The sequence below is a fragment of the Roseomonas gilardii genome, assembly GCF_001941945.1.
Lineage (GTDB): Bacteria > Pseudomonadota > Alphaproteobacteria > Acetobacterales > Acetobacteraceae > Roseomonas.
The window spans coordinates 567,055-585,758 of sequence record NZ_CP015583.1 but is presented as its reverse complement, the minus strand read 5'-3'; the positions used below and the strand labels follow the sequence as shown (position 1 = coordinate 585,758).

The following is an 18,704-nucleotide window of genomic DNA, read 5'->3' as shown; positions in this document are numbered from 1 at the left end:
CTATCCGACCGTCATGCCGGCGAACTGGTCCCCGAAACTGGAATAGGGCAGCTGCGTGAAGCCGGAAACATTGGCCGCGAGCAGGTTGTGGATGTTGGAGCAGAAGAGCGGGATCACCGGCATGTCCTCGATCCAGAGATCCTCGCTTTCCCGGTACAGCACGCCGCGCTTCGCGGGGTCGAGCTCCCGCCGGGCGCGCACCAGGATCTCGTCGAGCTTCGGGTTCCTGTAGCCGGTGAAGTTGCGCCAGCCCTCGCTGTGCAGCAGATCGTAGGAATACTCGTCCGGATCGATCATCCCGAGCCAGCCCCAGGTGCCCGCCTGGTAGTCGCCGGCGCGGATGCGGGAGAAGACGGTATTGGCCTCGTTGACCTCGACGGTGAGTTTCGTGCCCAGCACCTGGTTCACCTGCGCCGCCACGACCTCGCCGATGCGCTTCCACCAGCCGGAGCCCCAGGTGATGATCGTGCCCTCGGTGCCCGGCCCGTATTTCGACTTCGCCAGCTCCTCCTTGGCGCGCTGCGCGTTGAAGGAGGAGAGCGGCTTCGGCTTCGGGTCGTAGGATTCCGTCAGGGAGGGCGGGATCAGCCCCGGCGTCGCGACGCCCTCGCCGAACAGCACCACGCGCACCAGCACGTCGCGGTTGATGGCCAGCGAGACGGCGCGGCGGAAATGCACGTCGTCGAAAGGCGGCTTGCGGTTGTTCAGGCAAAGGAAGCGCGTGTTGAGCCCCGGCTGCTTCAGCACCTTGATGTCGGTGCGCTTCTGCAGGTTCGGGATGTCGGCGAAGGGCGCGGTGCTGGTCAGGTCCACCTGACGGCCCAGCAGGGCGGTGACGCCGCTGCTTTCCTCGGCGATCAGCGGGATCTCGACCTCGGACAGCTTCGGCGCGCCGCCGAAATAGCCGGGGAAGGCGGCCAGCTTCAGCGCCTGGTTCGGCTCCCAGGCGCGCAGGGAGAAGGCGCCCGTGCCGACCGGCTTGCGCCCGAACCCTTCCGGATCGGCGGACACCGCGGCGCGCGAGAGGATCTGCGTGCCGGTGCGCGCATTGGACAGGAAGGTCAGCAGCGGCGCGAAGGGCTGGTCGGTGCGCAGCCGCACCGTCAGCAGGTCCGGCACCTCGATGGCGCTGACCGCGGACACCTTGCTGCGGTTGGGCGACTGCGTCTTCTCGTCGAGCAGGCGTTCCAGCGTGAACTTCACGTCGTCCGAGGTCAGCATGCCGCCGTCATGGAACTTCACGCCCTGGCGCAGGCGGAATTCCAGCGCGCCGTCCTCGGTGGTCCGGAAGCTCTCCGCCAGGTCCGGCACCGGCCGCATCTGCGCGTCGAGCTTCAGCAACCCGTTATACAGGGCCCAGATCACGTAGAATTCCGGGATCAGCGCCGCCTTCGCCGGGTCCAGCGTGTTGACGACGCCATAGCCGGAAATGGCCGCCCGCAGGGTGCCGGGCGCGGCCATGCCGATCCGCGGGAACCCGCCCAGCGCCAGGGCCCCGAAGCCACCCGCGGCGAGGAGAGCGCGCCGGGAAAGCCCGGCGCCAGGCGAAGCCTCGGTCATGATGCTGGTTCCCGTCGGATGGATCGGCGAAGGATTTCGTCGTTCAGTATACATCCACGATATTCGGGCTTTGCAAGGGTGATTTTCGCCGCAAGAATGCCTCAGCGTTCCGGAAGTGCCGGTGCTTTGATCCACAAAGCCGCAAATTTCGGCATACTCAACCCCGGCGCATCCAAGGAGACGCGGGCGTGGACGAGATGGCCACCCTCCTGACCGACACCGGCATGGCGCGCAGCCCCGACCTCTATGCCGCCATGAAGGCGGAGATCGTCTCGCTGCGCCTCGCCCCCGGCACGCAGTTGCAGGAGGTGGCGCTGGGCCAGCGCTTCGGCGTCAGCCGCACGCCGGTCCGGGAAGCCTTGCAGGGCCTGCTGCATGACGGGCTGGTGGAGCGCTTCGGCCGGTTCTACCGCGTCATCCGCATGACGGAAGCCGAGATCCGCGACTTCTGCGAGCTGCGCGAGGCCCTGGAATGCATGGCGGTCGGCCTCGCCGTGGCGCGCGAGCCGGGCTGCACCACGGTGCTGGAAAGGCTGATCGCCGAGCAGGAGACGGCCTTCGCCCGGGGCGACCTCGATGCCTTCCACGCCCTCGACGGCGCCTTCCACCTCCGCATCGGCCAGGGCGCGGGCAATGCCGCGCTGCTGCGGCAGATGGAGATGCTGCACGACAAGGCGACGCTGGTGCGCGCGATGGAGGGCAGCCGTCCCCACTGGGCCGGACGCGTGGTCGCCGAACACTGCCGCATCCTCGATGCCATGCGGCGCCGGGAAGCGGACATCGCCGCGGCGGAGATGCGCTACCACATCCGCAGCGTCATCATGCTCCGCCCCCGCCAGACCCCGCCCCCGCCGCCGGAAGACGGGGCGGAGGGATCACCGGAAGGGACGCCGCAAGCCTCCGGAGCGGTCCGTCCCGGCCCTCCCTGAGCCTTTCCCCAGCCCGCCCGGATGGGCCCGTTGCCTTCGGCATTCCACGGGCCTATCCCTGTTCCCGATGGGGATGGGGTTCCCCCGAAACCGCCCGGACGGGCTGATGACTCCTACCGCAACCACGGAATGCGGTAGGAGTGCGTCCGGACCACGCCTGCCGCTGGGCGGGTTCCTTCGCTCGCCCTGCAAGCAAGGAGCGAGCATGTCATTCACCACCTGCCTTCTGGTCATGATCGGCGGCGCCCTCGGCACCCTGGCGCGCTATGCCGTTTCCGTGCTGGCGCTGCCGATCAGCCGCGACCTGCCCTGGGGCACCATCCTCATCAACGTCGCCGGCTCCTTCGTCATCGGCTTCTTCGGCACGCTGACCCTGGCCCATGGCCGCTTCCCGGTGTCGGAGAACATCCGCCTCTTCGTGATGATCGGACTCTGCGGCGGCTTCACCACCTTCTCCTCCTTCAGCCTCCAGACGCTGGACCTGCTGAGGAGCGGCGCCGTGCTCCGCGCGTCGATCAACATCGTGGCCTCCCTGCTGCTCTGCATCGGGGCGGTGGCCGTGGGCCACACCGTCGCGGCCCATGTCAACGGCGGCGCCCGGCAGATCGCCCAGGCCGCCATCGAGGAGGATGCGTGACGGCGGAAGCCCCATGCGCCATCGCGTGGGGCGGGGCACGGGGCGAGGCCCGACCTCCGGCGATGGCAGGCGGACATCCTGCCGCTTGACCTCGCCCCCGGTCGCGGCCCACTGGAACCCTTAGAGGTTCCCCGGATGGAAGAGCTCACGCGCCAAAGGCCATCGGCCGGCCCGGAACAGGAACAAGGGCGGGAGACGGGATGCGTGGTGGCCTGCCCGCGGACCCTGACCGATCTCGAGGCCGACCCCCTGGCCGTGATCGCCGAGGGGCGGGAAGCCGATCCTTTCCTGAGCTGGAAGGGCATCATCCGCCCGATCGACCGGGTGATCGACCGCGATGCGACCGCCCGGCACGCCGCCCGCCGTGCCGAGATGACCTCCCCCCGCTGCGTCGCCCAGCTCCTCCGGGCCGCCCGCTTCATCGAGCAGGCGCCCCCCAGCCGCCGCATCAACCGCCGGCGCTCCACCTATGGCTGGAAGCATGTCGCGGAGCGCTTCCACAAGGCCATGGACCCGTCGGGCGACTGCTATGTGGGGGAAGGCATGTTCATCCTCGCAGCGCGGGCCATGGGCCTGATGGTCCATGTCGATCGCCACGAGGACACCTATGTGAACCTGTCCGAACGCGCCGCCGCGCCCTGGGGCGACAGCGGGGACGGCGCCGCCCCATAGGGCGCGGCGCTTCCGCGCTCAGGCCGCGACGGGCACGCGCTCCGGCCGCTCGATCAGGGCCGCCAGCCGCTGGCCGGAACCGGCCGCCATGGTCCAGCCGGTATGGCCATGGCCGGTGTTCAGGAACAGGCCGGGGATGCGCGTCGGGCCGATGCGGGGCCGCCCGTCCGGCACCATGGGCCGCAGCCCGGCCCATTGCACCGCGCCCTCCGCCGTCTCCGTGCCGGCCATCGCCGGGAAGAGTTCCGCCACGCCGCGCATCAGCGCCCCGATCCGCCGGGGGGAGGGCGTCGTGTCGTAATCGGCGACCTCGGCCGAGCCCACGATGCGGTAGCGGTCGCCCAGCGGCGTCAGGGCGAATTTCCGCATGTCGTCGAGGATGGCGTTGCGCGGCCCCTCCGGCCAGGCGCGGCGCGGCACGGTGACCGAGAGGCCCTTCACCGGATAGACCGGCAGGGCGATGCCGTGGCGGCGCAGGAAGATCGGGCTCTGGCTGGCCAGCGCCACCACCACCGCGTCGCTCGCGATCTCCCCCTTGCCCCCATCGGCACTGGTCCGCACAGCCGCCACGCGCCCGCCGCGCAGCACCAGCTCCTCCGCCGTGGTGCCGTAGTGGAAGCGGGCGCCGCGCGCCGCGCACCAGGCGGCCAGCCCCTGGCTGAACTTGTTGCAGTCGCCGATCTCGTCCTGCGGGAAGTACAGGCCGCCGGCGATGCGCTCCGCCACCGGCCCCAGCGCCGGTTCCCGCGCCACACAGGCGGCCCGGTCCAGCCGCTCCGTCTCCAGGCCGAAGGGCGCCAGCGCCTCGTGCGCCCGCGCCGCCGCCTCCAGCGTCGCGGCATCGGCGAAGGTTTTCACGACGCAATGCCCGGCATAGTCATAGGCCACGCCGGTGCGGGCCCGGATCTCCGCCATGCAGCGCGCGCTCTGCAATGCCAGCTCCAGGTTGGCGACGCAGGTGTCCTGATAGCGGGCCGGGCGGGCCGCCATCATGAAGCCCAGCCCCCAGCGCCACATGCGCGGCAGGGCGGAGGGGCGCAGCAGCATCGGCGCATCCTCCTGCCCCAGCCAGCGCAGCACCTTCATCGGCACGCCCGGCGCCGCCCAGGGCTGGACGGAGCTGACATGGATGATGGCGCCGTTGCCCCAGCTCGTCTCCACCCCGGCGGCCTCGCGGCGCTCCACCACCGTGACCTCGTGCCCGGCCTCCAGCAGCCAATAGGCAGTGGCGACGCCGATGACCCCGGCCCCCAGCACGGTGACGCGCATGTCGCGAAGCTCCTCGTTCCAGCCGCCCCTGTTTCGCGCCAAGGGGCTCCGCGTGCAATATCGGCCGGCCGCGCCTCGCTGTTGCCGCCGCGCCTCAGCCGATCAGCGCGAACCGGTCCACGTCCACCAGCCCGCGATCGGTGATCTTCAGGTGCGGGATCACCGGCAGGGACAGGAAAGCAAGCTGCAGGAAGGGCTCCTCCAGCGCGCAGCCCATCCCCTGCACCGTGTCGCGCAGCCCGTGCAGCGCATGCCGCACCGTCTCGAAGGGATCGAGGCTCATCAGCCCGGCCAGCGGCAGGGCGAGTTCCGCCAGCACGGCCCCGTCGCGCACCGCCACGAAGCCGCCGCCCAGGGCGATCAGCCGGTTCACCGCCACGGCCATGTCGGCATCGCTGGCGCCCACCACGCAGATGTTGTGGCTGTCATGCCCGACCGAGGAGGCCAGTGCCCCGCCGCGCAGGCCGAAGCCGCGCACGAAGCCGCGCCCGACATTGCCGTTGCGCCCGTGGCGCTCCAGCACGCAGACCTTCAACAGGTCGCTGGCCGGATCGGCCTCGCACAGCCCGTCCCGCACCAGGGGCCGCGCATCGTCGATCCGCGCGGTGATGATCTTGCCCGGGATGATGCCGATCGCCGGCAACCCCGCCGCGCTCTCCGGAACCCGGAACACCTCCGGCCCCACCGGGGCAAGGCGCACGGAATTGCCGCCCGGCGGCGCCGGCAGGGCGCGCCCCGCGAAGCTCTCCGCCGTCACCGGCACGCCCTTGCGCAGCACGAGGCTGACGGCGCAGCTTTCCAGATCCTCCAGCAGCAGGATGTCGGCGAGGTAGCCCGGCGCGATCAGCCCGCGGTCGCGCAGCCCGAAGCCGCGCGCCGCCGACCAGCTCGCCGCGCGATAGGTCGCCGCCACCGGCGCGCCGAGCGCGATGGCCCGGCGCACGAGATAGTCCATGTGCCCCTGCTCGAAGATGTCAAGCGGGTTGCGGTCGTCGGTGCAAAGGCCGAGGAAGGGCGAGGTGAACTCCCCGATCAGCGGCGCGAGCGCGGTCACGTCCTTGGAGACGGTGCCCTCCCGGATCAGCACCTGCATGCCCTTGGAAAGCTTCTCCAGCCCCTCCTCGTAGCTTGTCGTCTCGTGGCAGTTGCGGATGCCGCAGGAGAGATAGGCGTTCAGCGCCCTGCCGGAGAGTAGCGGCGAATGCCCGTCGATATGCCCATCGGCGAAGGCCGCCAGCTTGTCGAGGCAGACGGGGTCCTTGTTCAGCACGCCGGGTACGTTCATGAACTCGGCGAGGCCGATCACCTGCGGATGGTCGCGGTGCCGCACCAGCTCCGGCGCGTCGAGCCGCGCCCCCGCCGTCTCCAGCCCCGTCGCCGGCACGCAGGAGGACAGTTGCACCCGCAGGTCCATCACCGTGGCCAGCGAGGCATCGAGGAAGTAGCGCAGCCCCTCCTCGCCCAGCACGTTGCAGATCTCGTGCGGGTCGCAGATCGCCGTAGTGGTGCCGCGCGGCAGCACGCAGCGGTCGAACTCCCCGGGCGTGACCAGCGTGCTCTCGCAATGGACATGGCTGTCCACGAAGCCCGGCACGGCGAAGCGCCCGGCCGCGTCGATCTCCCGCACGCCCTCATAGCTCTCGCGCGTCCCCACGATCCGGTCGCCGCAGATGGCGATGTCGCCCCGCCGGACCGTCCCCGTCACCAGGTCGAGAATCCGGGCGTCCCTGATCGCCAGATCGGCCTTCTCGCGCCCCAGGGCCTGGTCGATCCGCCTTTCCAGCACACGCCGCATCGCCGCAGCCCCCTCTCCTTGACCGCCCCGATGCTCCCGGACCGCAGGCCTTTCCGCAAGCGCTTTGCCCCCTGGTGCGGGGAGTGCGCTGCGTGGCCGCCCGCCGTGGGAGAGGCGCCGCCTCTCCCACACCCTCTCCGCCGGGGACCGAAGCCGGTCCCCGGACCCCAGGCTTTCGTTGGTTCCGGTGGCGGCCGTCAGCCTGCGGCCCCATCCCTGTGAGCAGGTGGATCGACGGGGTTCCCGAAGAAGCAAATCACCCTGTCCGCACTGGCGGCGCCCGCAGTCGCCGGAGAGCGATGCTCTCCGGCGCGGTCCGGCGTCGCCCGGAACCAACGAATGGGGTCCAGGGCCCGCAGGGTCCTGGCGGATAAGGGGGGTCCGGGGGGAAAAGGCGGAGCCTTGTCCCCCCGGGACAGAGCGACGCCAGACCCGCAAGCGAACCACCGGCCGGATCAGATTTCCTGCCTGACCTGGGCATGGGCGAGGAGCGCGAAGAGGCCTGTCCCGCCGATGATGTTGCCAAGCAGGGCAGGCAGGATGATGCCGCCCAGCACCTGACCCAGCCCGGCCTGCCCCGCGAAGAGCAGGAGGAAGGCCTCGGCGCTGCCGGCCACCACATGGGTGAAGCCGCCCAGGGCGATGGCATAGGTCAGCGCGAGCACGACCCAGAAATCGCCGCTGCTGATGCCTCCCCGGATCCAGGCCACGGACGCGATCAGGAAACCCGCCGGGATGCCTTGCCGCAGGATGTCGAGCGGTGTCTTGCGCAGGAGTTCCGACGAGATCTCGACCATCGAGGCCAGCACCGGCGGTTCCGCCAGCGGCAGCCACAGGCTGACCGCCGCCGCGACGCAGGTTCCCACCATGTTGGCGGCGAAGACCACGGCCCAGAGCCGGGCCGCGAGGCCGAGACGCCTCCAGCCCGGCGCCGCCATGGCGGGCAGGACGGTGACGATCGTCTGCTCCGTGAAAAGCTGCATGCGCCCGAGGACCACCATCAGGAAGCCCAGGCTGTAGCCGAGATCGGAGATCGCCTCCCGCCCGGGCATCCCGGCGGGGAGCTTGTGGCGCAGGGCACCCTCGGCGAAGACCGAGGTCGTGATCGCCAGCCCGCCCGCGATGCCGGACCAGAAGAGCGAGCCGACGGGCCGGGCCAGCTCCTCCTCGCCCTGCCGCCGGATCACCTCATGGATGACGCGGGAGCGGGGCGCCGCCAGCTCCTCCGCGCTCTCCTGCTCGGACTCCGTCATCCCGCCCGGCTGCTCGTCGGCCATTCCGCTTTCCCCGAAGATCGCTCCCGGGGAAGACCCGCTTCTCCAGGCTGTGCTGGCACTGCAACGCCCCGGATCGCCGAAAGGCCGGGCCCGTCGCGGCGGTTCAGCGCGCGAAGCCGCCGATGCTCCGCTCGAACGCCTCGTCCCGCCCGTCGCGGGTCAGCCCCCAGAGGGGATTGTCCACCATCAGCCTCTGCCCGCCGTCGCGCTGCACCGGGCGGATCACCGTCTGGGCGGTGCTGCGCGTCTGCGCTCCGAAGAGGTCGAAGGGGATGCGGACATAGATGCCCTTGTCGAAGGAGCCCTCGCCGAACTTCGCGAAGGAGACGTTGGTGAAGGTGGCGAAGCCGCCGACCTCGATGCCGTTGGCGAAGCGCCGCCCCAGCTCGACCGTGCCACCCCAGTCCCCGGCCAGGTAGCGCCCGGCCCGCAGCACGCCGTAGAGGTTCCAGACCGGCAGGTCGGCATAGAGCGAGGCCTGGCCGGTCACGACAGCGTAGTTCCGGAAGCCCAGCATCCCGTCATAGTCGCGCTGTCGCACCCAGTTCAGGTCCAGCCCCACCGCCCAGGACCGTTCGTGCGGGCGGTACAGCACCTCGCCGGAAACGCCGCCGAACATCGGCTCCAGCCATCCGGCCGTGGCCCGCGCGAAGACATCGGGGGCGAGGTTCCAGATCCGCTCGGCATAGAGCGACGGGATGGAGGTCTCTCCCTCCCTGGCATAGCGGGCGTAGTCGCTCCGCACATGCGGCAACCGGCTGTCGGAAGGCAGTCCGCCGCCGATATTGCCGAGAAGGCGCTGCTGCACCGATCCGGCGAGGGCGAAGCCCGCCCCCAGATCCAGCCGCGCCGTCCCGGCGATCGCCGCCTGCCAGCGCAGGCTGCGGGTGGGATCGCCCAGGATCAGCCCCAGCCTCGGCTCCAGCCCATAGGAAAGCCGCTGCGGCGGGGCGCGGCTCTCGCCGGGCCAGGGATCGCCGGTCGCGGGCAGCAGGGTCACGGCGGCGAAGGCTTCCTCCGGGCTGACGCGGCCGCGCGCCGCATCGGCCAGGATGTCGCGCGGCGCCAGCGCCCGGGCAACCTCCGCCCCGCCCAGCCACCAGGACAGGCGCAGCACCCGCACCTCCGGCGGGAGCAGCCCCTCGGTGGCCCGGACGATCCGCGCCAGCACCTGCGGCAGGGTGCGGAAGCGCCCGCCCGACACGGCGATCCGCGCTTCCCCATCCTCCAGCGCGAAGACCCTGGGCTGGAAGCCCGCCGCGCTCAGGGCGGCGAAGACCCGCGAGGCCAGCGCCCCGTCCCCTCCGGCCTGCGCGGCGCGGCCCGGCACCGGCGGCGGCGCAGGGAGCGGAATCTCCGGCATCCGGTTCGGGTCGAGGCGCAGGGAAAGCCGCGCCAGCAGGTCGGTCCCGTTCACGAAGGCCAGCCCCGCATCCAGCCATTCGTTGGACCATTGCAGCCCGCCGTTCAGTTGCGAGCGGGCCCGGCCGCGCAGCCCGCTGGTCCGGCCGGGATAGCCGCCGCGCTCGTCCCGTAGCTCGTCGCCCGACCATTCCAGCTTGGCCCGCAGCCCCTCCACGTCGCCCCAGGGCGTGGGCAGGGGCGGCAGGCTGTATTCGACGCCGCCGAAGGGCGCGACATCCGCGCCCTGGAAGAAATCCGTGCGCAGCGTGCCGCCGCGCCCGACTTCGCGCTCCCGCTCGTCGAACCGGCTGGAGATCCGCCGTAGCGGGTTGCGTATCCCCCCGGCGGAGCCCAGCCTCCCCCAGCCGAGGCCGAGGCTGAAGTCCCAGCCATGCCAGCGCTTGGAAGCGACGAGATACTCGCCGCCATAGATCCCCGTGCCGATCATGTCCTGCAGGCCGACCGCCACGGCCGGCAGCCAGGCGCTTTCCCGCAGCAGCCGCAGCTTCAGGTCGAAGGAGCGGTCCGTGGTGGTGCCCTGCCCCGTCGTGCCGTTCAGCCGCTCGCTCAGGCGGAAGGTGGTTTCCAGGAAAGGCAGCGCCTGGAAACCCAGGAACCAGAAGCGACGGTCCGCCCGCAGCGACGTCCCCGCCTCCAGGACCCCGTCCTCCCGGAAGCGCGCATTGCGTGTTTCCAGCAGCCCCACCCCGCCGAAATCCCCACCGGTGGCAGGCACTTCCTCGGCGGTGGCTGTGGCGGCGAGCAGAAGGATGAGGAAGACGAGAAAGCGGGACACGGAACAGGCTTCGGGCGCCGCGAAGACGCGCACACGCCAGAAAGGAGTTCAATGCCGCCTGGACACTTCATGCGGGAATTCTGCCGGCCGAGACCATTTCAACACAGCATCGTCCCGCGCGGCACCCGCATCCCGGCCCAGCCCTGGAAACGCCGCCCACGGGCCTCAGCGCCGCCGCAACAGGCTCCAGCCCCCGATCGCCGGCACGGCGACCAGCAGCAGGATGACCCAGCCGCCCGGCCGCAGGAAAAGGGCGCCCAGCGCATCCAGCAGATAGCCCGGCATCACCAGCAGCGGCGCCCAGACGATGGCGGAACACAGGTTGGCGGCCTGGAAATGGCTCTGCCGCATCCCCGACAGGCCGGCGATGGCGGAAGCGAAGGCCCGGGCCGGACCCACGAAGCGGCTGGCGAAGACCGCCATCCAGCCCCAGCGCCGAAAGAACAGCACCGCGCTGGCATAGTTCCGCCACTGGCGACGCGGCAGCCAGCGGCGCAGCAGGCGCCGTCCCTGCCAGCGGAAGGCCCAGAAGCCCACGGCATCGCCCGCCACGCCGCCCACCACGATGCCCAGCAGGACCGGCCAGGCCGGCAGCGTGCCATTGCCGATCAGCAGGCCCATTCCCAGCAGCAGGGCGGTGGACGGCACCAGGAGGCTGATCACCGGCAACGATTCGGAAAAGGCCAGCAGCATGGCGACCCAGGGCGCCCAGGCGGCGTTCTCCCGGATCCAGGCCTCGAAGCCGCTGATCAGCGCGTCCATTCCAGGCGGGCTTTAGGCCGCGCCGTGACGGCCGGCAAGCCGCCCCGCCCGTCCCGGAAACCCTCCCATTCCCTCGCCGCTTCCCGGCCGCCGCAGGGGAGGCCAAAGGGCGCCGGGGGCGGGCCGGCCGCGAGGCCCTTTTCGCCGCCTGTCCTTTTCGCCATGATCGGCCTCCAGATGGACGAGAACGGGGAGTGGCGGCTCCAGCACGGCGGCTGCGCCGCCTACCGGAGTATGGGGGTCCTCCTGCTCGGCCCGCCCGGGGCCGGGAAGTCGGACCTTCTCCTGCGGCTCCTGGACCGGGAAGGATGGAAGCTGGTCGCCGACGACCAGGTTCTGCTGCGTCACCATGACGGTGCCCTGCTCGCCCAGGCGCCGCCCGCCCTGAAGGGCATGCTGGAGGTTCGTGGGCTGGGTGTGCTGGAAGGCTTCGAAACATTGGACCAGGTGACGGTCGCCCTCGCGGTGGCCTGCGTCCCGCGCCCGCGGGTGCCGCGGCTGCCGCTCCCGCAGCTCTGGAGGCCGGCCGGCCCCTCCGCCGCGGCCGTCCCGCCCGGCGGCGCGGTGCCCCTGGTGGCGCTGCATCCCTTCGACGCCTCGGCGCCCCGCAAGGTGGAACTCGGCCTGCTCGCCGCCCGGGGCCTGCTGTCCTGCCATGCCGGGGCCTTCGCCCCCCCGCCGTCTCCCGGGGCCGCATGAGCGTCCCGCGTCCGGTCGTCATCGTCACCGGCCTGTCCGGAGCCGGCAAGGCCTCCATCCTCCGCGTGCTGGAGGATCTGGGTCACGAAACCGTGGACAACCCGCCCCTCTCCGTGCTGGGCAGCCTGCTCACCGATGGCGGCGAGACTCCCGGCAGTCCCCCCCTGGCGGTGGGCGTGGACACGCGCAGCCGCGGCTTCGACGCCCATATCCTGTCCGCCGGGCTGCAGGCCCTGCGCCACCGGCCGGACATGGACCTGCAGATCGTCTTCGCCGCCGCCGATGCCGACACGCTGATGCACCGCTATTCCGAGACGCGGCGGCGCCACCCCCTGGCCCCCGAGGGCAGCGCCGCCGAGGGCATCGCGCGGGAGGCGGAGCTGCTGGCCCCCCTGCGCGACGCAGCGGACTGGGTGGTGGACACCACCGGCCTGCCCCTGCCCGACCTCCGGCGGATGGTGGAGGCCCGCTTCCGCCCCGACCGGGCGCCGGGCATGTCGGTCTCGGTGAAGTCCTTCGGCTTCCCCAAGGGCCTGCCGCGGGACGCGGATCTGGTTTTCGATCTGCGCTTCCTGCGAAACCCGCACTACGACCCCATATTGCGCCCCATGACAGGGAGAGACGCCCCCGTGGCGGCCTTCATCGAGGCCGACCCGGATTTTGCCCCGTTCTGGACCCACCTGACCGGGCTGCTGGACCCGCTGCTGCCGCGCTATCAGGCCGAGGGCAAGAAGTACCTCTCCATCGCGCTCGGCTGCACGGGCGGCAAGCACCGTTCGGTGCTGACCGCCGAGCGGCTGGCCGCCCATCTGGCCCGCCAGGGATGGCGGGTCGATCTTTCGCATCGCGAACTGCGCCTGACGGTCGAGCCCGCCGCGCCTTCGCCGGGGCCGGAGGCCCGAGTGTTCTCGCCATGATTGGAATGGTACTGGTCACCCATGGGCGCCTGGCCGAGGAACTTCGCCTCGCCATGGAGCATGTCATGGGCCCGCAGAAGAACGTCGCCTGCCTGTGCATCGGGCCGGAGGACAATGCCGAGAACCGCCGCGAGGAGCTGCGCGCCCGCGTGGCCGAGGTGCGGCAGGGCGACGGCATCGTGGTGCTGACCGACATGTATGGCGGCACCCCCGCCAACCTCGCCACCTCCATGCTGGAGGAAGGCGACGTGGAAGTGGTGGCCGGCGTCAACCTGCCCCTGCTGGTCAAGCTCGCCAAGCTGCGGGGCGTGGAACCGATGCACCAGGCGGTGCAACATGCCGTCACGGCCGCGCGCAAGTATCTCGGCACGGTGGCCGAGTTGCGCGGGACCCTGCCCTACGCCGCCAGAAGCGAGGAAGGGACGGCCCAGGGGACAGCTCAGGGGACCGCTCAAGGGATACCCCACGCCGCGCAGGGAGGAAGCCGATGAGCACCGAAACCGTCCAGCCCGGAACGCCGGTGCTGCGGCGCAAGGTCACCGTGGTCAACACGCGCGGCCTGCACGCCCGCGCGGCCGCGAAGCTGGTGACGCTGGCGGAGCGCTACTCCGCCTGCCTGAACATCGTCCATGACGGCCAGAGCGTCCCGGCCTGCTCCATCATGGGCCTGATGATGCTGGGGGCCGGCAAGGGAAGCACGATCACGGTCGAGGCCGAGGGCTGGGATGCCCGCGAGGCCCTGGACGGGGTCGCCGGCCTGATCGAGGCCGGCTTCCATGAAGACTGACAAGACCGAGGCCAGGCCCGCGGAACCCCGCGCCGAAGCCAGGCCCGAAGCCAAGTCCGGCGAGGTGAAGCGCGCCGGCCGCCGCACGCGGGAGGTCACGCTGGAAGGCCTGCCGATCGCGCCGGGCGTGGCGATCGGACCTGCCTACGACACCTCCGAACCGCCCGCCGAAACGCCCCGCCGCGCCATCCAGCCCGCCGAGGTCGAGGAGGAGAAGGCCCGCCTCACCACGGCGGCGGCGACCTCCCGCAAGCAGGTCGGCAAGCTCAAGAAGCGCCTCTCCGTCCTGCCGGAAGAGGCACAGGAGGAGCTGGAGCCGCTGCTCGACGCCTATGCGATGATGCTGGGCGAATCCCGCCTGCTGCGCGGCGCCCGCAAGCGCATCGAGGCCGGCCTGCTGTCCGCGGAAACGGCGGTGGCCGACGAGGCGGAAGCCATCGCCGCCGCCATCCTGGCCGCCAAGGACGACGACAAGCCAGGCCTGCGCCGCCGCGCGGGCGAGGTGCGGGAGATCGCCCGCCGCCTGACCCGCAACCTGACGCAGACCGGCTTCCGCTCCTTCAAAGACGTGCCCGCCGGCTCCATCCTGGTGGCGCAGGAGCTGACCCCCGCCGACGCGGCGCTGATCGACCCCTCCCGCATCGCCGGCGTGGCCACCGAGGAAGGCGGCGCCGACGGCCACACCGCCATCATGCTGCGCGCCCTGGGCATCCCTTCCGTGCTGGGCTGCGAGGGGCTGACCGAGGCGGCGCGGCGCGACGACCTCTGCGTGCTGGATGGCGGCGCCGGCACGGTGGTGATCCGCCCCAACGAGAAGTCCCTCGCCCTGGGGCGCGAGGCCCTGGCCGGCTATGCGCGCGAGCGCACCCGGCTGAACAAGCTGCGCCGCCTGCCCTCCGTCACCACGGATGGGGAGGAGGTGGACCTCCAGGCCAACATGGAGATCCCGGCCGAGCTGCCGCTGATCGCCGGCGCCGGCGCGCATGGCATCGGCCTGCTGCGCACCGAGTTCCTCTTCATGAACCGCGACGTGCCGCCCGACGAGGAGGCGCATTTCGAGGCCTATCGCCAGATCGTCGAAAGCATCGCGGGCGACGGCGTGACCATCCGCGTCCTCGACTGGGGCGGCGAGAAGGACATGGAGGCCCTCGCCCAGACCATCGACTTCGCCCAGGGCGGCGCCAACCCGGCGCTCGGCCTGCGCGGCATCCGCATGCTGCTGCGTCGGCCGGAGATCCTGGAGGTACAGTTCGCCGCCATCCTGCGCGTCGCCGCGCTCGGCCCGGTGCGCGTCCTGCTGCCCATGGTCACCGTGCCGCAGGAGGTCCGCCAGGCCCGCGAGATCTACGAGCGCGTGGCCAAGCGCCTGCGCCGCCGCGGCAACATCGCCCTGCCCGACAAGCTGCCGCCGCTGGGCGCGATGATCGAGACGCCGGGCGCCGCCCTGGCCGCCGATGCCATCGCGCTGGAGGCCGATTTCTTCGCCATCGGCACCAACGACCTCGCCATGTACACCCTGGCGGTGGACCGGGCGGAGGCGGAGGTTTCCCATCTCTACGACCCGCTCCACCCGGCGGTGCTGCGGCTGATCCAGTTCTCCACCGAGGCGGCGCTGCGGCTGCGGATGCCCGTCTCCGTCTGCGGCGAGATGGCGGGGAATCCCCGGCTGGTGCCGCTGCTGCTCGGCCTCGGCCTGCGGAGCCTTTCGATGAACGCCTCCGCCGTGCCGCGGGTGAAGCAGGCCGTGCGGGCGCTGAACATCGACGACTGCGCCCGCTTCGCCCGCCGGGTCATGGAGCAGTCGGACCCGGGCCGCATCCAGGAGCTGGTGCTGAACTTCGAGGAAGGCGCCGACTGGCGGAGCTGAGGCCGGCCGCAAGGCGGCTGCCCCGGCCCCCGCCGCGCCGGAAAATATTCGTAATGACTTCGAACCAATAGGTGTAACCTCCGCTCGCGCCTTTCCCCGCGCGTCCCGGCACCTGCGAGCCCAGACAGAATTCCCGCCTGATTCCCGCCTGATGCCCGCCCCCGCCTGCACCCACGATGGGAACAGCAGCGCTTGAAAGGGAGGGCCAGACCATGGCCAGGAACACGGACTTCCTCGGTTCCGCCGAGACCCTCGTGGAAACGGCGAAGTTCTTCCACGAGCTTTCCCACCGGATCGGCGATGGCAAGCTTCCGCCCGGCGAGGACGCTAAGCGCCTGGCGAAGATCCTGGGCATCCCCCTGCCGGCCGCGCTGGAGGATGCCACGATCGAGGCGATCGAGAGCGGCAAGGGGGCCGACGCGAAGGCCGAGGCCGGCACCCTGCAGATCGCCATCGCCCTGCCGCCCGAAGACGCCCCGGCCGGCGGGCCGCCAACCTCCGCCAAGAAGGGGAACTGCTAACCGGACCTGCTTCAGCGGCCCCTTCGGCGTCGGCAAGATCTGCTTCGAGGTCTGTGTCACCTGCAGCTTCAAGCCGACCAAGATCGCCTGCACCGCGACGATCAGCACCACCGTCAGCCTCTGACCCACGCCGCCCCCGCGCCGCGCAGGGGCCTGTCTCCGGCTCTTCACGGATGCCCGGCGCCGGGAGGGGCGCTTCGCGCTTCCCAAATTCCCTCGCATGACATAAAGATATCTTGATACCTGACCAGGACCGGCCCCGCCGGCGCCCTGGCCCGCCCACAAGCCGGAGTTCCGGACGACCCATGCCCGATACCAACGTGCCCGCCACCGACTACAAGGTCCGCGACATCACCCTGGCCGACTGGGGCCGCAAGGAACTCGCGATGGCCGAGGACGAGATGCCCGGCCTGATGGCGCTGCGCCGCGAATTCGGGGCCGAGCAGCCGCTGAAGGGCGCCCGCATCTCCGGCTGCCTGCACATGACGGTGCAGACCGCCGTGCTGATCGAGACGCTGACCGCGCTCGGCGCCGAGGTCCGCTGGTCCTCCTGCAACATCTTCTCCACCCAGGACCATGCCGCGGCCGCCATCGCCGCCACCGGCGTGCCCGTCTTCGCCGTGAAGGGCGAGACGCTGGAGGAGTACTGGGACTACGTGTACCGCACGCTCGACTGGAATGGCGACGTGCCGAACATGCTGCTGGACGATGGCGGCGACATGACGCTGCTGGTCCATTACGGCCTGCGCGCCGAGAAGGGCGACACCGCCTTCCTCGACAAGGCGGCCAACGAGGAGGAGACCGTCTTCTTCGCGCTGATCAAGAAGCTGGTCGCCGAGAAGCCGGGCTGGTTCGCCAAGCTCGCCGCCTCGATCAAGGGCGTCTCCGAGGAGACGACGACGGGCGTGCATCGCCTCTACACCATGGCCAAGGAAGGCAAGCTGCTCTTCCCCGCCATCAACGTGAACGACAGCGTCACCAAGTCGAAGTTCGACAACCTCTACGGCTGCCGTGAGTCGCTGGTGGACGGCATCCGCCGCGGCACCGACGTGATGATGGCCGGCAAGATCGCCTGCATCGCCGGCTATGGCGACGTGGGCAAGGGCTCGGCCGCCTCGCTGCGCAACGCCGGCTGCCGCGTCATGGTCACCGAGGTCGACCCGATCTGCGCGCTGCAGGCGGCGATGGAAGGCTACGAGGTGGTGACGATGGAGGATGCCGCGCCGCGCGCCGACATCTTCGTCACCGCCACGGGCAATGTGGACGTGATCACCATCGACCACATGCGCGCGATGAAGCACCGCGCCATCGTGTGCAACATCGGCCACTTCGACAGCGAGATCCAGGTCGCCGCGCTGAAGAACCTGAAGTGGAGCAACGTGAAGCCGCAGGTGGACGAGATCACCTTCCCGGACGGCAAGGCGATCACGCTGCTTTCCGAAGGCCGCCTCGTGAACCTCGGCAACGCCACCGGCCATCCGAGCTTCGTGATGAGCGCCTCCTTCACCAACCAGACGCTCGCCCAGATCGAGCTCTGGACCAATGGCGCGAAGTACGAGAAGCAGGTCTACACCCTGCCGAAGCATCTCGACGAGAAGGTGGCGGCCCTGCACCTGGAGAAGGTCGGCGCGAAGCTGACGGTGCTGAGCCAGCAGCAGGCCGACTATATCGGCGTGCCGCAGGCCGGCCCCTTCAAGGCCGAGCAGTACCGCTACTGACGAACCTCACCCGGGGGAAAGAGGGCCGTGGCGGGCCGCTTGCCGGGCATGGTGCCCGGCGGTGCGGGCCCCACCGCCACGGAGGCCGGTCCCAAGCCGGCCTTCCCCCGGGACCATTCGCGAGCGTCCCGGCAGGGGTTATCCCCGCCCCATGCCGCCGGGCGCGTCACCCCGTCAGGGTTCCGGCGGGACTTCTCCCGGCCAGGGGCACCGCCCCGGTCACGAGATCCAACAGTCTGCGCGCCGCACCGCTGTAGCGCCGCTCCCGATGGCTCAGGACGTGATAGGCGCGTTCCGGCAGGGGGAAGGGCAATTGTTGCAGCAGGCCGGCCTCCAGGCTGGGCGCCGCCACCGAGGCGGAGATCACCGTCGCGCCCATGCCCGCCTCGACCGCCGCCCGGACCGCCTCGTTGGACGGCAGTTCCAGCGCCACGCGCAGGCGCTCCCGCAGGCCGGCCCCGGTCAGCAGGGCCTCGAAGGCCGAACGGGTGCCGGAACCGGGTTCGCGCAACACCCATTCCCCCTCCGCCACAAGACCGGCCAGATCCCCCGGCAAGGCGCCCGTCCAGGGATGTCCGGGCGCCACCACCAGCACCAGCTGGTCGGTGGCCACGTCGCGGCTGGCGAGCACCGGGTCCTCCACGCGGCCCTCGACGAAGCCCAGCTCCGCCAGCCCGTCATGCACCGCCGCAGCCACCTGCGCCGTGTTGCCGATCCCCAGCCGGATCTCGATGCCCGGATAGGCGCGCCGGAAGGCCACGAGATGGCGCGGCAGCCAATAGCTGGCGATGGTCTGGCTCGCCTGCACGGTCAGCACGCCCCGCTCCAGCCCTCCCAGCTCCGCCAGGACACGTTCCGCCGCCTCGGCCCGGGCCAGCACGGCACGGGCCTCCGCCAGGAAGAGCCGTCCCGCCTCCGTCAGCGTGATGCCGCGCCCCAGCCGGTCGAAGAGCCGCACCCCATGGCGCGCCTCCAGCGTCGCCACCGCCGCGCTGGCGGCCGACTGGGCGATGTGCAGCGCCTCCGCCGCCCGGGTGACATGCTGGCGCTCGGCCACGGCCACGAAGACACGCAGCTGCTCCAGCGTCATGCCA

Annotated in this window: 17 protein-coding genes and 1 riboswitch; of the genes, 10 read left to right on the top strand and 7 right to left on the bottom strand. The window is 71.1% G+C overall.

What is annotated here, in order from left to right; all coding sequences use genetic code 11:
• Positions 1-1,560: an ABC transporter substrate-binding protein gene (locus RGI145_RS02555; RefSeq protein ID WP_075797107.1), complete on the bottom strand. Its 1,560-nt coding sequence runs from the start codon at positions 1,558-1,560 to the stop codon at positions 1-3.
• 197 nt (positions 1,561-1,757) lie between these two features.
• Between RGI145_RS02555 and RGI145_RS02550 the strand changes: the two genes are divergently transcribed.
• The 3 genes from RGI145_RS02550 to RGI145_RS02540 all read left to right on the top strand — a co-directional run bounded on the left by RGI145_RS02550 (position 1,758) and on the right by RGI145_RS02540 (position 3,798).
• Positions 1,758-2,489: a GntR family transcriptional regulator gene (locus RGI145_RS02550; RefSeq protein ID WP_237183265.1), complete on the top strand. Its 732-nt coding sequence runs from the start codon at positions 1,758-1,760 to the stop codon at positions 2,487-2,489.
• A gap of 60 nt (positions 2,490-2,549) precedes the next feature.
• Positions 2,550-2,612, top strand: a riboswitch (Fluoride riboswitch).
• An 82-nt stretch (positions 2,613-2,694) separates the two neighbouring features.
• On the top strand, positions 2,695-3,126 hold the full coding sequence (gene crcB / locus RGI145_RS02545; protein WP_075797105.1) for a fluoride efflux transporter CrcB: 432 nt from the start codon (positions 2,695-2,697) through the stop codon (positions 3,124-3,126).
• Positions 3,127-3,330: 204 nt separating this feature from the next.
• Positions 3,331-3,798, top strand: a complete 468-nt coding sequence (locus tag RGI145_RS02540; protein ID WP_075797104.1) for a hypothetical protein — start codon at positions 3,331-3,333, stop codon at positions 3,796-3,798.
• Positions 3,799-3,816: 18 nt separating this feature from the next.
• On the opposite strand, the gene RGI145_RS02535 is transcribed toward RGI145_RS02540, so the two are convergent.
• The 5 genes from RGI145_RS02535 to RGI145_RS02515 all read right to left on the bottom strand — a co-directional run bounded on the left by RGI145_RS02535 (position 3,817) and on the right by RGI145_RS02515 (position 11,101).
• A complete protein-coding gene (locus RGI145_RS02535) occupies positions 3,817-5,109 on the bottom strand; it encodes a D-amino acid dehydrogenase (protein WP_237183175.1) in 1,293 nt (430 codons plus the stop codon).
• Between the two features lie 52 nt (positions 5,110-5,161).
• The gene (gene ade, locus RGI145_RS02530; protein ID WP_208863913.1) at positions 5,162-6,862 is read right to left on the bottom strand and encodes an adenine deaminase; all 1,701 of its coding nucleotides are present in this window, start codon (positions 6,860-6,862) and stop codon (positions 5,162-5,164) included.
• Between the two features lie 455 nt (positions 6,863-7,317).
• Positions 7,318-8,139, bottom strand: coding sequence for a formate/nitrite transporter family protein (locus RGI145_RS02525; RefSeq protein ID WP_075797102.1), 822 nt, complete (start codon positions 8,137-8,139; stop codon positions 7,318-7,320).
• Between the two features lie 103 nt (positions 8,140-8,242).
• A complete protein-coding gene (locus tag RGI145_RS02520; RefSeq protein WP_237183174.1) occupies positions 8,243-10,339 on the bottom strand; it encodes a YjbH domain-containing protein in 2,097 nt (698 codons plus the stop codon).
• Positions 10,340-10,504: 165 nt separating this feature from the next.
• Positions 10,505-11,101: a DedA family protein gene (locus tag RGI145_RS02515; RefSeq protein WP_027282705.1), complete on the bottom strand. Its 597-nt coding sequence runs from the start codon at positions 11,099-11,101 to the stop codon at positions 10,505-10,507.
• A 177-nt stretch (positions 11,102-11,278) separates the two neighbouring features.
• On the opposite strand from RGI145_RS02515, the gene RGI145_RS02510 reads away from it, so the two are divergent.
• The 7 genes from RGI145_RS02510 to ahcY all read left to right on the top strand — a co-directional run bounded on the left by RGI145_RS02510 (position 11,279) and on the right by ahcY (position 17,610).
• Entirely contained in the window at positions 11,279-11,800 is a 522-nt protein-coding gene (locus tag RGI145_RS02510) for an HPr kinase/phosphorylase (RefSeq protein WP_075799767.1), read from the top strand.
• A complete protein-coding gene (gene rapZ / locus RGI145_RS02505) occupies positions 11,797-12,717 on the top strand; it encodes an RNase adapter RapZ (protein ID WP_075797100.1) in 921 nt (306 codons plus the stop codon). Before RGI145_RS02510 ends, rapZ begins: the two co-directional genes overlap by 4 nt.
• Positions 12,714-13,208 (top strand): PTS sugar transporter subunit IIA, encoded by a 495-nt coding sequence (locus RGI145_RS02500; protein ID WP_075797099.1) that lies wholly within the window; start codon positions 12,714-12,716, stop codon positions 13,206-13,208. The genes rapZ and RGI145_RS02500 overlap by 4 nt, the downstream gene beginning before the upstream one ends.
• Entirely contained in the window at positions 13,205-13,504 is a 300-nt protein-coding gene (locus tag RGI145_RS02495; protein WP_027282707.1) for an HPr family phosphocarrier protein, read from the top strand. The genes RGI145_RS02500 and RGI145_RS02495 overlap by 4 nt, the downstream gene beginning before the upstream one ends.
• A complete protein-coding gene (gene ptsP / locus RGI145_RS02490; protein WP_075797098.1) occupies positions 13,494-15,371 on the top strand; it encodes a phosphoenolpyruvate--protein phosphotransferase in 1,878 nt (625 codons plus the stop codon). Before RGI145_RS02495 ends, ptsP begins: the two co-directional genes overlap by 11 nt.
• A gap of 212 nt (positions 15,372-15,583) precedes the next feature.
• Positions 15,584-15,892 (top strand): hypothetical protein, encoded by a 309-nt coding sequence (locus tag RGI145_RS02485; protein ID WP_075797097.1) that lies wholly within the window; start codon positions 15,584-15,586, stop codon positions 15,890-15,892.
• Between the two features lie 305 nt (positions 15,893-16,197).
• Entirely contained in the window at positions 16,198-17,610 is a 1,413-nt protein-coding gene (gene ahcY, locus RGI145_RS02480; RefSeq protein WP_075797096.1) for an adenosylhomocysteinase, read from the top strand.
• A 166-nt stretch (positions 17,611-17,776) separates the two neighbouring features.
• On the opposite strand, the gene RGI145_RS02475 is transcribed toward ahcY, so the two are convergent.
• Complete coding sequence (locus RGI145_RS02475) at positions 17,777-18,700, bottom strand: LysR family transcriptional regulator (RefSeq protein WP_075797095.1); 924 nt, start codon at positions 18,698-18,700, stop codon at positions 17,777-17,779.
• Between the last annotated feature and the right edge of the window lie 4 nt (positions 18,701-18,704).

Excerpts from the sequence above, each read along its gene's own strand:
- RGI145_RS02525 (WP_075797102.1), bottom strand. The coding sequence starts at position 8,139 with ATGGCCGACGAGCAGCCGGGCGGGATGACGGAGTCCGAGCAGGAGAGC.
- crcB (WP_075797105.1), top strand. The coding sequence starts at position 2,695 with ATGTCATTCACCACCTGCCTTCTGGTCATGATCGGCGGCGCCCTCGGC.
- rapZ (WP_075797100.1), top strand. The coding sequence starts at position 11,797 with ATGAGCGTCCCGCGTCCGGTCGTCATCGTCACCGGCCTGTCCGGAGCC.
- ptsP (WP_075797098.1), top strand. The coding sequence starts at position 13,494 with ATGAAGACTGACAAGACCGAGGCCAGGCCCGCGGAACCCCGCGCCGAA.
- ahcY (WP_075797096.1), top strand. The coding sequence starts at position 16,198 with ATGCCCGATACCAACGTGCCCGCCACCGACTACAAGGTCCGCGACATC.
- RGI145_RS02555 (WP_075797107.1), bottom strand. The coding sequence starts at position 1,560 with ATGACCGAGGCTTCGCCTGGCGCCGGGCTTTCCCGGCGCGCTCTCCTC.
- RGI145_RS02495 (WP_027282707.1), top strand. The coding sequence starts at position 13,205 with ATGAGCACCGAAACCGTCCAGCCCGGAACGCCGGTGCTGCGGCGCAAG.
- RGI145_RS02510 (WP_075799767.1), top strand. The coding sequence starts at position 11,279 with ATGGACGAGAACGGGGAGTGGCGGCTCCAGCACGGCGGCTGCGCCGCC.
- RGI145_RS02485 (WP_075797097.1), top strand. The coding sequence starts at position 15,584 with ATGGCCAGGAACACGGACTTCCTCGGTTCCGCCGAGACCCTCGTGGAA.
- RGI145_RS02550 (WP_237183265.1), top strand. The coding sequence starts at position 1,758 with ATGGCCACCCTCCTGACCGACACCGGCATGGCGCGCAGCCCCGACCTC.
- ade (WP_208863913.1), bottom strand. The coding sequence starts at position 6,862 with ATGCGGCGTGTGCTGGAAAGGCGGATCGACCAGGCCCTGGGGCGCGAG.
- RGI145_RS02500 (WP_075797099.1), top strand. The coding sequence starts at position 12,714 with ATGATTGGAATGGTACTGGTCACCCATGGGCGCCTGGCCGAGGAACTT.
- RGI145_RS02515 (WP_027282705.1), bottom strand. The coding sequence starts at position 11,101 with ATGGACGCGCTGATCAGCGGCTTCGAGGCCTGGATCCGGGAGAACGCC.
- RGI145_RS02475 (WP_075797095.1), bottom strand. The coding sequence starts at position 18,700 with ATGACGCTGGAGCAGCTGCGTGTCTTCGTGGCCGTGGCCGAGCGCCAG.